The 14,301-nt window shown below is 59.4% G+C and carries 9 protein-coding genes; 6 read left to right on the top strand and 3 right to left on the bottom strand.

Going from position 1 to position 14,301, the window contains the following annotated elements; all coding sequences use genetic code 11:
* Nucleotides 1-235 precede the first annotated feature (235 nt).
* From O3S85_RS11545 to O3S85_RS11535, 3 genes are read right to left on the bottom strand one after another with little or no spacing between them, the layout of a single operon-like run.
* Nucleotides 236-1,111, bottom strand: coding sequence for a CsgG/HfaB family protein (locus O3S85_RS11545; RefSeq protein ID WP_269540522.1), 876 nt, complete (start codon nt 1,109-1,111; stop codon nt 236-238).
* Nucleotides 1,112-1,139: 28 nt separating this feature from the next.
* Nucleotides 1,140-1,427: a DUF4177 domain-containing protein gene (locus O3S85_RS11540; protein ID WP_269540521.1), complete on the bottom strand. Its 288-nt coding sequence runs from the start codon at nt 1,425-1,427 to the stop codon at nt 1,140-1,142.
* Between the two features lie 28 nt (nt 1,428-1,455).
* Nucleotides 1,456-2,571, bottom strand: a complete 1,116-nt coding sequence (locus tag O3S85_RS11535) for a PEGA domain-containing protein (RefSeq protein WP_269540519.1) — start codon at nt 2,569-2,571, stop codon at nt 1,456-1,458.
* Nucleotides 2,572-2,821: 250 nt separating this feature from the next.
* Here O3S85_RS11535 and O3S85_RS11530 point away from each other — a divergent pair, with 250 nt between their 5' ends.
* The 6 genes from O3S85_RS11530 to O3S85_RS11505 all read left to right on the top strand — a co-directional run bounded on the left by O3S85_RS11530 (nt 2,822) and on the right by O3S85_RS11505 (nt 14,299).
* Nucleotides 2,822-3,985 carry an AAA family ATPase gene (locus O3S85_RS11530; protein WP_269540517.1) on the top strand — a complete coding sequence of 388 codons (1,164 nt, stop codon included), beginning with the start codon at nt 2,822-2,824 and terminating at the stop codon, nt 3,983-3,985.
* Between the two features lie 39 nt (nt 3,986-4,024).
* Nucleotides 4,025-5,002, top strand: coding sequence for a DUF58 domain-containing protein (locus O3S85_RS11525; RefSeq protein WP_269540515.1), 978 nt, complete (start codon nt 4,025-4,027; stop codon nt 5,000-5,002).
* A gap of 182 nt (nt 5,003-5,184) precedes the next feature.
* Nucleotides 5,185-7,374 (top strand): BatA domain-containing protein, encoded by a 2,190-nt coding sequence (locus O3S85_RS11520; RefSeq protein ID WP_269540513.1) that lies wholly within the window; start codon nt 5,185-5,187, stop codon nt 7,372-7,374.
* A gap of 3 nt (nt 7,375-7,377) precedes the next feature.
* Nucleotides 7,378-9,822: a CARDB domain-containing protein gene (locus tag O3S85_RS11515; RefSeq protein WP_269540512.1), complete on the top strand. Its 2,445-nt coding sequence runs from the start codon at nt 7,378-7,380 to the stop codon at nt 9,820-9,822.
* Between the two features lies 1 nt (nt 9,823).
* A complete protein-coding gene (locus tag O3S85_RS11510; protein ID WP_269540511.1) occupies nt 9,824-11,569 on the top strand; it encodes a DUF4175 family protein in 1,746 nt (581 codons plus the stop codon).
* Between the two features lie 51 nt (nt 11,570-11,620).
* Nucleotides 11,621-14,299: a hypothetical protein gene (locus O3S85_RS11505; protein ID WP_269540510.1), complete on the top strand. Its 2,679-nt coding sequence runs from the start codon at nt 11,621-11,623 to the stop codon at nt 14,297-14,299.
* Nucleotides 14,300-14,301 lie beyond the last annotated feature (2 nt).

Raw genomic sequence — 14,301 nt, 5'->3', positions numbered from 1 at the left:
TATCGCAATAACAATGATCGAATCGGGCACAGGCGGGACGCCTATGCTACGGATGGGCGTTACCTAAGTTCTGGAGTGCGCCAGCCCCCTGGCGCTTTAGGATTTTGTGTGGGCTTGGATGCTTGCGTATCGAGCGATGCTTTGCGCCGGTTTTCAGCGGAGTTGAAAATGCTGAAAGCGCCAGGGGGCTGGCGCACTCCATATCGCTTGCTGTGCGTTAGGAGGAAATTCTTGGCTATTCCACCCGCACAATATGCCCGCGCTCGACGCCGTTGTCCTCTTCGAGGATGGCGATGGTGGTCCGTTCGTCCTGGCGCAGCATGTTGGCGCGGCTGAGGAAGACTTCCTCCACGCCGAGGGATTCACCGGTGTCGGGGTCCGTCATTTCCTCGCCGACGGCATAGACGTTCAAGGATTGACCCGGGGCTATCGTGAAACCATTGGCCGTGCCCTTGTTGATCGTGATCTGCATGCCGGTCTTGGCGACGACTTTGGCGGGGAAGAGATCGCTCGTGATGTTGGCGGCAATGTCCATTGCCATCGCTTGGGCGGCGCGGTTGTAGACGATGGTCTCCAGGTTGCCCTCGCGGTTGGCAAAGGCAAAATACTGGCGCGTGTCTTCACTGTCCACCTGAGAGCTATGGCTGGCGATCAGCGCGCCAGTCGTGGAGTCATAGAGACGGGAAACGGCGTTGATCGTGATCAGTTCGCGAGTGGTCGTGCGGGCGATGGAGGCGAAGTTTGCGCGTTCGTTCATCACGTTGAAAAAGTCGATGCCGACGACGAGCACGTAGCTGGCACCGGAGATGTCGCCCTGCTTGGCGGCGTTGTCGGGGTTGATATTGCCCGACTGGCCGAGGGTTTGCTCGGCAATGATTGGCGGCAGGTCGGTGCGGCTGATCACGTTAAACTTGCCCGTCTGTCCGAAGGCGTTGAGGAGCTGGCTTTGCAGGGAGTTGACCACCTGGGGCAGCGCATCGGTTTCGGCTGGCGTGCGGTCGCTCTGGATGATGATCGGCGACACGTTGATCGGCGAAATGGCGAGTGTGGGCTTGTCCGCGAAGGCGACGCTGGCGGCAAGGAGGGCAAAAAGGGCGAAGATTGGTTTCATGGTCTGTTAAACGGGTGTGAGACGGAATTTATTCAACCTCTTTGGGGCGTTTGAAGATGTAGATGTATTGGGCACCGCCGCGGCGCTCGCCACCAAGGGTGAACCCGACCAGCTCAAAGCCTTTCTGGCCGTAGTCGTTGAGCTGTCGTTCGCTGAGCGGGGTGGAGCCTTCGAAGGTCTGGTATTCCCACTGAATGCGTGTGGGCACGGTGCGCACCGCGTCGGCGGTGGATGGGGTGATGGTGACCTTGGCAGGCAGGCTGGATGCGAGCATCAGGCTGACCAGGGCGGCGGCGATGAAAGGTGTGCGTTTCATGGCAAGTTAAACGAAGCTCGGGCGGCGTTTATTCGGCCTCTTTGTAGGGAACGGGGAATGGGTTGCCCCACAGGCTGTTTTCGTAGATGAAATTGGGTGCCTGGTTGGTGTCCACGCGGAAACCGCTCTGGCGCAGGGCCTCGGCTTCGCCACGAATGCGCTCGGCCTCGGCGTCGTCCAGTTCGCGGCCGCTCTTGAGCTCCTCCAGGAAGGCGCTCAGTTCTTGCCACTGCTGTTGGCCCTCGGCGGAAAAATTCATCTGCGCCACGAGGACAAAGCCGTCGGAGAGGTTCACGTTGCGCTCCCAGGAGACGAAGCCGTCGCGGATGAGGCGTAACTGGTGCAAGCCGGGGCGCGCTTCGAAGGTGCCCGGGGCGCTGCCCAGCACGACGCCATCGAGCTCCACGCTCACGCCAGTCGCTTCGATGGGAAATTTATCCGCAGAGACGGTGACCACGTTGTCCTTGTCGATGACCACGTTGGGCAGGGCGATGTCCTGCAGGCGCGGCGTGATGGCAAAGGTAACGGGGGCTGCCGGTTGCGGGGCCACGGGAATATTGCCGAGCTTGGCCTCTTCGCGGGCGCTCTGGGCGATGAGAGCCGCGGCTTCGGTGATCAGGCCGTTGAGCAAGTCGTTGTCAATGATCTCGATCGTGGCATCGTCGCGCAGCGCCTCGGAGACGGTAATCTCTTCGCCGACGAGGCCCGCGCCGCCACTGGACTCCAGTAAACTATAAGAGACGCGCAGGCGATAAACGGTGTTGGCCGTGGCGATGTCGTAGCCCTCGTATTTCACTTGGCGCTGGCCGAAGGAGACAAGGTTGGCGACGAGCAGATAGTCGGCACCCAGCGTCTGGGCCAGGCGCAAGGCAGAGGAGCTCGACGCCAGCGCGCGGCCGAGGTCTTCGATCTCCGGGTCGTTGGCGAGCGAGTTGGCCACCTCCTGCCGGCTGATTACGTTAAAGCCCTGGCCGTTCAGATTCGCCGCGAGCAGGGACTCCAGCGCATTGGCTTTGTCGGCCAACTGCACGCCGGCGAGGTTATTGACAAAAACCGCGGTCTTGCGGCCATCCAATTGGGCATGGGCCACGCTGGCGACGCACAGCATGAACAGGATCCAAATACGGAAAATCGATGTGGGCATGAATCACAGCGTAATCAACAAACCGCCTCTGGCAAAAGGAAAGTGCGTTTTCGTCGTGCCGAAATTTACCGATACCAGACGACGGTAATGCGATTTAGCCCGGGATGACTCGATGTGGTTTTTGAGAAGATCAAGTTTATCGTGAAAAGTCAGTCTAACATGTGATATAAACTCTGCTTGACTGTGTGTTACGTTTTTGACCCACTGTCATTGGCTTTATTTAACGTTCAACCCCCTGAACATCCCCCACATGGCAAAACACTCTGACGACATTGACTCCGAAGGCCAAGAGGCCTGGGAGGAACAAGACGCTACCCAATACGAAGAATCGCCCGAGGGCGAATACGACGCGGCCGCGACCGATGAGGCCGTTGCCGAGTATGAGGAGCAATTTGCCGAGCAGGCAATGCAGCAAGCCTCCGACGAAGACATGGAGGCGCTCGAAACGCTCCGCAATGGCTATGCCGCGATCAAGCAGGAGCTGGGCAAAGTCATCGTCGGGCAGGACTACGTGATCGACCAGGTGCTGATGGCGATCTTCACCAAGAACCATGCGCTCCTGATGGGCGTGCCCGGTCTGGCGAAGACGCTGCTCATCTCGACGCTCGCCAAGACGCTCCACCTGTCTTTTAAGCGCGTGCAGTTCACGCCGGACCTCATGCCGTCGGACATCACCGGCACGGAAGTCATGGCGACAAATCCCGAGACCGGCGAGCGGCAGTTCCGCTTCCTCAAGGGGCCGATTTTCGCGAATATCGTCCTCGCCGACGAAATTAACCGAACCCCGCCCAAGACCCAGGCCGCGTTGCTCGAAGCGATGCAGGAGCGCCAGGTCACCGTCGGCGGTGAGGTGCATACGCTGCCGAGCCCGTTCTTCGTGTTGGCCACGCAGAACCCGCTGGAGCAAGAGGGCACCTACACGCTGCCGGAAGCGCAGTTGGACCGCTTCATGTTCCTGATCAATGTCGACTATCCCGACACGGACGAGGAAATCGAAATCATGAAGCGCGCCTCCAGCCCGTCGGGCGAAGAGGTCCATGCGATCCTCGACGAGGAGACGATTATTCAGCTCCAAAAAACGGTGAAGCGTGTGCCGGTTGCCGACCACGTCTTTGCCTACGCCGAGAAGGTTGTCCGCATGACGCGCGCCTCGAAAGACCCGAAGGCGACGGACGACTGGGCCCGCAAATACCTCGGATGGGGTGCGGGTCCGCGTGCCAGTATTTCGCTGATTGCCGCCGCCAAGGCCTACGCGCTGCTGCGTGGTAATTTCTACGTGAGCGTGGACGATGTTGCTGCCGTGGCGTTACCCGTCATGCGTCACCGTATCTCGCCGAACTTCTCGGCGCAGAGCGAAGGCATCACGTCGGAATCGTTGATCGAGCACATCCTCAAGACCGTGCCCAAGGCGTAAGCCTGCGGTTGATTTACTTTCTATCGCAAAGCTTGCTGCATGGCTTTTAAGAAAAAGCTTAAAGACCGCATGACCTCCATCAAGGTCCCCGGCACCGGCCCGAAGAAAAAGGCCGATACCGCCGAGGGGAAATTGCTGGAGCCGCAAACGCTGACCAAGGCCGAGGCCCTGGGCATGCACGCGCGCAAGGTGGTGGAAGGGGCGATGGCCGGCCGCTACAAGTCGCCCTTTACCGGATTTGCGATCGAGTTCCACCAGCACCGCGAATACGTGGCAGGCGACGACATGCGCCACATGGACTGGAAGGTCTATGGCCGCACCGAGCGCCACCTGATCAAGCAATACGAGCAGGAAACGAACTTCGACGGCTGCGTGCTGCTTGATGGCTCGCAGTCCATGCAGTATGGCTCCGGCGACACCACCAAGCTCGATTACGGGCGCATTTTGGCGGCGGTCCTATGCTACCTGATCGTTAACGAGCGCAACAGCCTGCAGCTCGGCGTGTTCGACACCGAGACGCGCGCCTTCTACCCGAAGACGACCAATCCGCGCGCGATGAGCAACGTCTGCGAGCTGATCGCGAACTTCGAGCCCAGCGACCAATCCAAGATCGGCGAGGTGCTCCACAGCTATGCGAACCAGCTCAAGGCGGCGGGGATCACGATTATCATCAGCGACTTCTTTGACGACATCGAAGAGGTGCTCGACGGCCTGCGCCATTTGGCTTTCCGCAAGCACGAGGTGATCGTGTTCCATGTGCTCGACCCCTACGAAATCGATTTCCCCTTCGAGGGCACGGTCGAATTTGAGGGCCTGGAGGTGGAGGAAAAGCTTACCCTGCAGCCGCACGCCATCCGCAAGAGTTACCAGGAAGAGGTGCAAAAATTCCTCAAGCAAATCCGCATCGGCTGCGAGCAGTTCGATATCAACTATGAGCTTTGCAACACGGGCGAGCCCGTCGGTGAAGTCCTGAACCGCTACCTCGCCACCCGCCTCCGCGTAACCGGTCGCCACTAGACGATGAGCTTGCTTTGCAATACAGAGTTCGAACTTTCTATGGCAGCCAAGGCTAAGCGCCAGTCAGGCGCAGCGGCTTGTCAAGCCTGCCATGAGCATCGTCGAATGGAGACTGCGCCCTACCTTTTAAACTTTCGAACTTACAAACCTACGAACCTTCGAACCTTTTTCTCCCCCACGCCATGACATTTCTCAATGGCGCGTTGTTGTTCGGAGCATCGGCGATCGCCATCCCCATTCTGCTGGAACTACTCAACCGCACCCGCATCGAAAAGACGAAGTGGGCGGCCATGCAGTTCCTGAAAAAGAGCCACGAACAGCACCAGAAAAAGCTGCGCATCGAGGACCTCTTGCTGCTGCTCATTCGCTGCCTGATCATCCTCATGATCACGCTTGCGCTCGCGCGTCCGGTCTTGCCCGGTGACAACTTCCTGGGCCTCTCCAGCACGAATGCCATTCTGGTCATCGACAACTCCTACAGCATGGACACCAGCAACGGCGTGGACACCCGCCGCGACCGTGCGCGGGAAGCCGGTGAGGCGATTATCGACTCGCTGCCCACGGGGTCCAAAGCCGCTATTTTCCTCGCCTCGGATGATCTGGAGCCCGCGATCTCCGTGCCGACGCAGGACATGTCACTCGTCCGCAGCACGCTGCGCAATTACCCGGCCACCAGCCAGTCGACGAACCTCGCCAGCCCGCTAACCAGCGCCATTGATTTGCTGACTTCCGACCAGGGCGCGAAGGGTGAGCTCTATATTTTAACCGACGGCCAGAGTCTTGGTTTCCGCGACTTCACGCAGATCATCAACACGCTCGAAACGGCGGAGGCGCGCTTCCCGGCGTCGATGATATTCCTGGGGCAGGGGACCGAGCCGAATCTCGGCGTCAGCATGCTGCGACCGGACTCCGAACTCGTCTCGACGCGCCGCCCGGTTCGCTTCTACGTAGAGGTGACTAACTACGGCAACACCGAGGCGCGCAACACGAATGTTTACCTGTCGCTCAATGGCGGTGCGCCGATTAACGACGCCGTGATCGAGCTGATCGAGCCTGGTCAGTCCAAAGTCGTTTCCATGGATGCGCGGCTGGCGAAGGACGGCTATCATACGGTCACTGCATCTATTCCCGCTGACCGCCTCAAGGCCGACGACCAGCGCTCCATCGCCCTCCAGGCGCACGATACTATCGATGTGTTGCTCGTTGAAGGAACCGAAGCGCGCGACGAAAAGGATCGCTCGCTCTTCTTCCTCAAGAACGCGCTGCAACCGGTGCCGGATTCGCGCAAGAAGGATTTCTACATCCAAGTCGAAGAAGTAAGCGCCAAGAATTTCCGCGCCGCCAATCTCGCCCGCGCCGACATCGTGGTGCTGTCAGATGTGGCCAACTTATCCAGTGCGCTGGTGTCGAGCCTCGCGGATTTCCTGCGCAATGGTGGCGGGCTGTTGATCTTCCCCGGACCAAACACCGATGAAGGTTTTTACAACGATGTGCTCTTTGACGAGTATGCGATTTTGCCCGCCAGCGTTTATGAAAGCGAGGAGGTAGCCGGGCAGGTTTACAGCTTTGACGCCAGCCAGCCGGAGCACCCGATACCGGCGATTTTCACCGGTGGGCAGGGCTCGTTGAACACTGCTGTTTTTTATCAACGCGCGGAACTGGTCCCCTCTGCCTGGCCACCGGAAGAGGAGCGTCCACGCCTGCGCCCCGAAGCGTTGCGACTGGCCGGCAAGCCGGTAACAGTCGTCAGCTACAGCGACGGGCAGCCCGCGATCATGGAGCGCGCCTATGGCGATGGTCGTGTGGTGCTCTTTGGCAGCACCGCGGATACGCGCTGGAATGACTTTGCGCTGCGCGCAGTTTACCTGCCGTTTTTGCACCGCGCGATCGGTTACATGATTCAGAGTCAGGACGACCGGTTAAACATCCGCGCGGGCCAGCCGTTTATGCTCAACCTGAGCGATAGCTACGTCGACGCCACGGCGACCGTAACGAACATCGACGAGCGTGATGTGCCCTTTGAAGTCGTGGAAACGGTCGAGCTGATTGACGGCCAGGCCAGCCTGCGCATCTCCGACGTGCGCCTGGCAGGCGGCTACCAGGTCGTGTTAAACACGCAGCCCGAAACAGTGCTGAAGTTCGCCGTGCAATTCGATCCCACCGAGTCGCGTCCCGAGCTGATTTCCGACCAGCAAAAGGAGCTGCTCAGCGAGGCGGTGCAAGTCGTCACCTGGGAGCAGGGTGCCGACCTTCGCGGCCAGATGCAGGCCCAGCGGGCAGGCACTGAGTTGACCGGTATTTTCATCCTTCTCGCATTCCTTTTTCTCATCATCGAAACCATTCTCGCCCAGCGGTCCAGCCGCTCCCGTTAAGCCGTGGATATCGTCAACCAGATCATTGCCTTCCTCCTCGGGCTCTCACCGGAACAAGCCGGTGAGCTCGCCGGCGCAGAGTTGGTGCTGCGCAGTCCACTTGGTAATTGGACGATGATTTTCCTTTCCATCGCGCTCTTCGGCTTGGCGATCTGGAGCTACCGCCACACGCAGCGTAAGATGAGCAAATTCCGCCGCACGGTGCTGACGCTGTTGCGCATTGGTGCCATCGCGCTGATGCTGCTTTTGATTCAGCGACCGGTGCTGCAATTGACGGTCGAAGGAACGATTCGCCGCACGTTGTTGATTGGCATCGACACCAGTTCGTCGAGCAACATTGCCGACGTGCGCATCCGGCAGGAAGACCTCGTGCGCGCCGCCATTGCCAAGGGTGATTTAAATGCCGACCGCGGGCTGAATCAGGGCGTCACGGGCAATCCGGATAAATACTCCGCCGTGCCGCGTATGGACGTAATTCGCGAGGTGCTCAGCAATGAAGACATCGACCTGATCCCGCGCCTCGATGAAAAGTTCGACTTGGTATTCTTCACCTTCAATGAGCAGGTGTCGGAGATTTCTAATCCGCTCGAAACGAATGAGGCTGGCGCGAATACCTTGAGCGATCTGGTTGCGGAAAGTCCGCGCACGCAGATGGGCAGCGCGGTGCGCGAGATGCTCGACCGCAAGCGCGGGCAACCACTGGCAGGCATGCTGCTCATGACCGACGGCGCGAGCAACGGCGGCATGCCGCCGATGGCCGCCGCCGCATCGGCCTCGCAGGACAAGGCGCCGCTCTACTTTTACGGCGTCGGCATCACCGAGCCGCTGGATATCGTCGTGAACAATCTTTACGTGCCCGAGGTGGTCACAGTGGAAGACGAGGTCAACGCTACGATTCGCTTCCGGGGGCAGGGCTTGGCGGGCCAGCGCGCGAACTTGGCGCTCTTCGTGAACGGCAAGATTGTCGACGGCGAGGACGTGACATTTACCGGAAACGAGCAGACAACCACGCTTAATTGGCTGCCCACTGAGGTCGGCGAATATACGCTGGAGGCGCGTATCGACCCACGCAGCGATGAGACGAGTCAGGAGAACAATTCGCGCAAGCAACGTGTCCGCGTGATCGATTCCAAGATCAATGTGCTGCTGGCGGAGAACATGCCGCGCTGGGAGTTCCGCTACCTCGAAGCCGCGCTGGGCCGTGACCGCCGGATCGATCTGGATATCTTCTTAAACGGCGCTTCGCCCGCCATGGCGCAAGGCGAGGGCTCGCACTACATCACGGAGTTCCCGACCGACCGCGAAAAGCTCTTTGAATACGATATCATCATTCTGGGCGACCTGCCGCCGGCTGTCATGGGCGACAGTGCCATGCAGTCGATGCAGGACTGGGTGTCGCAGTTTGGCGGCGGCTTGATCCTGCTCGCCGGGCGCGAAAATAACCCATGGAATTACCTCGGCACGCCGCTTTCGGATCTGGTCCCGATTGAGTTTCAATCCGGTGCAAATTTGCAGTCTGTGGGCTCATATTTTGACCAGCCGATTAACCTGGAGCTGACGGCCGCCGGTTCACGTAACCCGATGCTGCAGTTCCTGCCGATGCCCGATGAAAACGCGGAATACTGGCAGCAGCTGCCGCCGATTTATTGGGTGTCGCCGGTGACGCAGGCCAAGCCAACCACGGAAGTGCTCGCCGTCGATCCATCCCTCCTGCGGGCAACGCGCTTTGGCAAAATGCCGGTGATCGCGCTGCAAGGCTTTGGCCTCGGGTCCTGTCTTTACCTGGGCACGGACAACTTCTGGCGCTGGCGCGCTCTGCGGGGCGGCAACCCGTATTGGGGCTTCTGGAGCCAGGTGGTGCAGCGCATGGCTATGAGTCGGCTGTTGACATCCTCCTCGCTCAGCCAACTGAACATGGAGCGCAACGACTACGTGGCGGGTGATCGGGTGAAGGTGTTTGGCCGTCTGTTTAAGCCAGGCTATCGCCCTTACAACGATGCACAGGTTTCGGCAACTTTGCGTTACCAAGCTTCGCCGGATTCAGCCGACGCGGGCATGCCCACCACATCGCAAATTTTCCTGCAACCGGCGGGAGAGCAGGCGGGCTTCTACGAGGCGTCATTCCTTGCAGCACGCCCGGGCACTTACACGCTGTCGCTTGATCACGACGAGACCGCTAAGGTCGAAGCACTGGTCTCCGACGCGCAATTCGAGCTCGGTGAAACCGCCATGAACGCGCCCCTGATGGAGCGCATGGCTGAGGCCTCGGGTGGTCGATTCTTCCGCGAGGAAGACTTGGCTGAACTGCCGGATATCCTCGACTCCGAGTCGGAGACGGTGAAGTCGCTGATCGATGTCGACGTATGGTCGTCGCCGCTTTTCTTCATGTTGTTAATCGGGATGATGGGCACCGAGTGGCTCATCCGCAAACTCACGGGGCTCAAGTAGGATGAAGGAAAAACTACAAGCTCTGTATCGCAAAGTAAGCGCCGAGGCCAAGCGACGCTGGGAAGCGCGCCCGAAGCTGACGCCCCCCGCGCCGACGCGTCCCGTGCATTTGGAGAACCGCGAGTTCGGCTTCATCGGTAAGATCGACGGCGTGCGCAAACGCTATCTGTTTGAGCGAGCGCTGTATGGACTGTCGCTGGTCGCGGCAGTATTCCTGGCGTTCTTTGCCCTGCGCTGCTTCATTGACTGGTGGCTGGTCATGCCGTGGTTCCTGCGGTTCCTGGCGCTGGTTGCGGAGATCCTGTTCATTGGCGGCGCGTTTTATAAGTTTGTCATCTGGCCGTTTAAACATCCGCCTTCGGACGAAGAGGCGGCGCTGTTGGTCGAGCGCGCGAACCCGGAATTAAAGTCGCGACTCATCTCCACTCTGCAGCTCAATCAGCCTGGTGCCTTGGGCGCGAATACCGCCGTTAGCATGGTGCGTGCGCTCAACGAGCAGACCGAGACCATGGCCCAGGAGACGAAGTTTGGACCGGCGGTGCCGTTGAAAGAAGCGGGCAAGATGTTCTTGCGCGGGCTCTTTATTACTGCGGCGGCGGTGACGGGTTTTGTGCTCGCCGGCGACACTGGTTTGGCCTTAATGCGCCGCGCCTTGCTCTCGTGGGAGCCCGTGCCGCGCAAAACGATGATTTACGGCATCACCGGCGATACTGTGATCGGCTTTGGCGACGACCTCGATATCCAAGTCCGCACCGAGGGTGTGATCCCGGAAGGTGGTACCATTGAAATTGACTACGAATCGGGCCGGAGCATGGAGTTCCCGATCATGGTTTCCGAGAGCGATCCGCGGATCTTCCACCGGATGCTGGAGTCCGTGCCGGAGTCTTTTGAGTATACTGTTTTTGCGGGCGACGGCCAAAGTGAAACTTACACCGTGCGCACCAAGGACAAGCCGGTGCTGCTCAAGGTTGAGGCCCGCTACACGCCACCACCTTACACGGGCAAACGCACCCGCACACTATCCTTGCAAGAGCTGGATGTGCTGCCCGGCGGTAAGCTGGAACTGATTGCAAATTCTAACCAGGAGCTGTCTGGCGGAGACATTCACCAGGCTGGTCTCGGCCAAAAGGTGCCGATGGAAGTTGTAGGCGCTAACGACAGCCAGGCTCGCGGCTCGGTGGACATTCCGCTTGAGGGCCTGACCGGTGTCAGCGTCCGCGTGTTTGACGAAGCAGGCGTTCCCTCGACTGCGACGCCGGCCTATCCGGTCCGAATTATTGAAGACCAAGCACCGACCATCGACATCGTTTTCCCGATCGAAATCCAGCAACTCGTCACGCCGGATGCCAACATGTTGCTTAGCTTCAAGGCCACGGATGACAACCGCCTCGGCAAGGTTGAGCTCCATTACTCAATCAATCGCGGCGACGAGCAGTCCTTCGAGTTGGACCTCGGCGCACAGCCCGGTGCTTCGGTGCACAACCGCTACGACTGGCCGTTGGGCGAACTGGATTTGTCCATCAACGACATCATCGAATATTGGGTCGTCGCGACTGATACCAACGACATTACCGGACCGGGCAGTAGCGCGAGCCGCCGGTTTGTGGCCCGCGTGGTCACCCCCGAGGAAAAGCAGGCGGAGCTCGTCAACCGCGTGCTGGACAAGTTTAACCAGATTTCCGGCGTGGCCAGCGGCCAGCGTGAGACGAGCCAGGAGCTGGGCAAAATCATTGAGCGGAAGGAATAGGCACCCCGGACCATTCTTGACCTTTTGCCCTAAGCATACATGTTATACACTATGAAAACTTTTCCCCGCCGTTGGTTACTCCTGATGCTTTGCCTTTTTGCGCCCATTTTTGGCTATGCTCAGGAGGCACCCGCGAGCGTTCCGGCCAAGCCAGTCCTGAGCGATAAAAAGATGGATCAGCAGCGTTTGCGTGAGCGGACGCAGCAAATCATTCAGCAGCTCGACGCGATCATTTTGGAATACGAGCGCAATGGGCTAGCCGGCGATCAGGTGGAGGACTTAAAGCGCACGCGTTTGCTTTTGTCCAACAGTAGTCTGGAAGAGATGGCCAAGATTTTGGCTAAGCTGGATGCCGCGATGGCGGCCGGTTCCGATGCCGAAGCGCGCGCGCACTTGATGGGTGCCTACAGCGGGCAGCTTTCCGTTCTGGTTACCTTGCGCGACCTCGTTAATGAGTATAACAAAAAGCGCGACGTCACCGCGGTGCCCGCGATTTTGCAGGAGTTGGTTCAGCGTCAAGCAGGTAACATGGATGCGGGGGTCAGCCTTGCGCAGGACATTCAACCGGGCAAGGCACTCAATGAGTATCAACGCGCCTCGCTCGACTCGCAATATGAGGAGCAGCGCGACTTGAGCGAGCAGTTTAATTATGTGGTCTCGACGATTGAAATCATCGCTTCCAGCAACGACCCCGAAAACGCGCCGCTCTACAAAGGCGCCCTGCAGTTGATCCAGCAAAAGCGAATCGTGGGCTTGCTCTCCAGTGCCCGCGAAGCGCTTGACCAGGAGCAGGTGTTCAGCGCGGTGTCGTTTGAGAAGGCCTCGCTCAATGCGATGAACGAGCTGATTTCTTACCTCACGCCCAAGCCGCCGCGATCGGAGCAGCTGAAGCAACTCGCCGCTCGGTTGGAGAAAGTCATCGAGGAGCAGACTCTCATCGTTAGTGACATTAAAAAGAAATTTGAGCGCGAGCATCCAATGCACAGTGTCGCCAGCTATCAGGGCGTAGTGCTGCAGGACGCCCTTGGCGTTTATGAGACCGCGCGCGATGAAGCCCCGGACGCCGCAGGCCCGATTTATCAGGGCATGGCTAAGATGCGTTCAGCTCGCCGTATTATGCCCTCCAAAGAAAAGGAAGAGCGTGAGGCTTCGGCTGAGCCTGCCCAGCAGGCCATTGTATTTTTAGAGCAAGCGCTAAGCTTGCTTCAGCAAGCTGCTGAGCAGGCCGCCGCACAGGAGCAGCAGAATCAGCCGAACCAACAGGAGCAGTTGCAGGACTTCGCCGCCAAGCTGCAAAAGCTGATTGAGTGGCAAACCGCGCTCAATATCCAGACGCGCCGTCGTGAGAAAACCAATAGCAATTTAAATAACCTCCGTGGTGAGCAGGACCGCATCAAGCACTCTACTGACTTTCTGCAAAAGGAGTCGCTCGACTCGAATCCCGGACCGGCGCAAATCCTTGCTCGGGCAGCTCGCAAGATGGAAGCCGCGAGCCAGAGCATGCAGTTCGATGGTCGTGGCGCGCTGGTGCTCAATGCGCAGGACGAAGCCCTGGAGTTGTTGTTGCTTGCGGCAAACCAAACGGCTAATGACCAGGCCGAGGCGCAAGCTGACATGGCTGAGGAGAACGCCAATGCCGCCAACGAAGAACAGCTGGCTCAAGCGAACGACGCACTTGATGCAGCCGAGGCCGCCACGAACGATGCATTAAATGACCTCGACCAAGGCAACGAAGAGGAAGCCTTGGCCAACATCGGCGATGCGCTCGATGCGCTGGATGCCGCCAATGATCCACAAGGTGCCGAGGCAGACGCCGGTGAGCAAGGTGACCAGGGGCAGGAAGCCCAGGCCGACGCCGGCGAACAAGGTCAAGAAGGTGAGCAGGGTGAAGAAGGACAAGAGCCTATGGCGGATGCCGCGGATCCTGGCCAGCAAGGTGATGAAGTGATGGCCGATGCCGGCGAAGAAGGCCAGAAGGGAGAAGAAGGCCAAGAGGGCGAAGAAGGTCAGGAGGCTATGGCTGAAGCGGGCGAAGAAGGTGCCGAAGGCGAGGAAGGCCAGATGCCTGGCGAGGAAATGCAAGCCGCCGCTGAGGGCGAAGGCGATGAAGGGGAAGAGGGCGAAGAAGACGGCGAAGGTGAAGCCGCCGGTGAGCTGCCCCCCGCTGCGCAAGCCGCTATTGCTGCTGCGCAAGAAGCCCTCGCCAATGCGGAGCAGAATTTGCAAGCAGGCAATACTCAGGCGGCACAGGCTCAGGCGCAAGAGGCTTTGGCGGCTTTGGCCGAAGCGAAGAATGCTTTGGCGGGGGCGGAGGCCGACGCCGAGGCGGGAGATTTAGTCGCCGCGATTGAAGCCCAGCAAGCCGGCGAAGGCGAGGAGGGCGAAGCTATGAGCGGTGAGGGCGGCGAGCCTATGGAGGGCGAAGGCGAGGGCGGCGAAATGGCAGCCAATGAAGAAGGCGAGGGTGAAGGCGAAGGTGAGTCAGAGGGCCCGGCTACTGAGAGCACCGCTGAATCCAACTCCGATGACCCGACTGACGACAACAAACTTTCCTCCACCGGGGACAAGACGGATTCCGGTAATGCAAACATTTTGGGCGAGGGTGAGTTCACGGGGCTGCCCGCGCGCGAGCGTGAGGCGATTCGCCAGTCGCTGGGTGAATCTTATCCCGATGAATACCGCTCGATGATCGAGCAATACCGCCGCAATCTGGCTACGGGGACGCGTTAACG

The organism is Cerasicoccus sp. TK19100 (genome assembly GCF_027257155.1).
Lineage (GTDB): Bacteria > Verrucomicrobiota > Verrucomicrobiia > Opitutales > Cerasicoccaceae > Cerasicoccus > Cerasicoccus fimbriatus.
The sequence above is the reverse complement of the archived record's forward strand: the minus strand, read 5'-3'. Positions and strand labels throughout refer to the sequence as shown.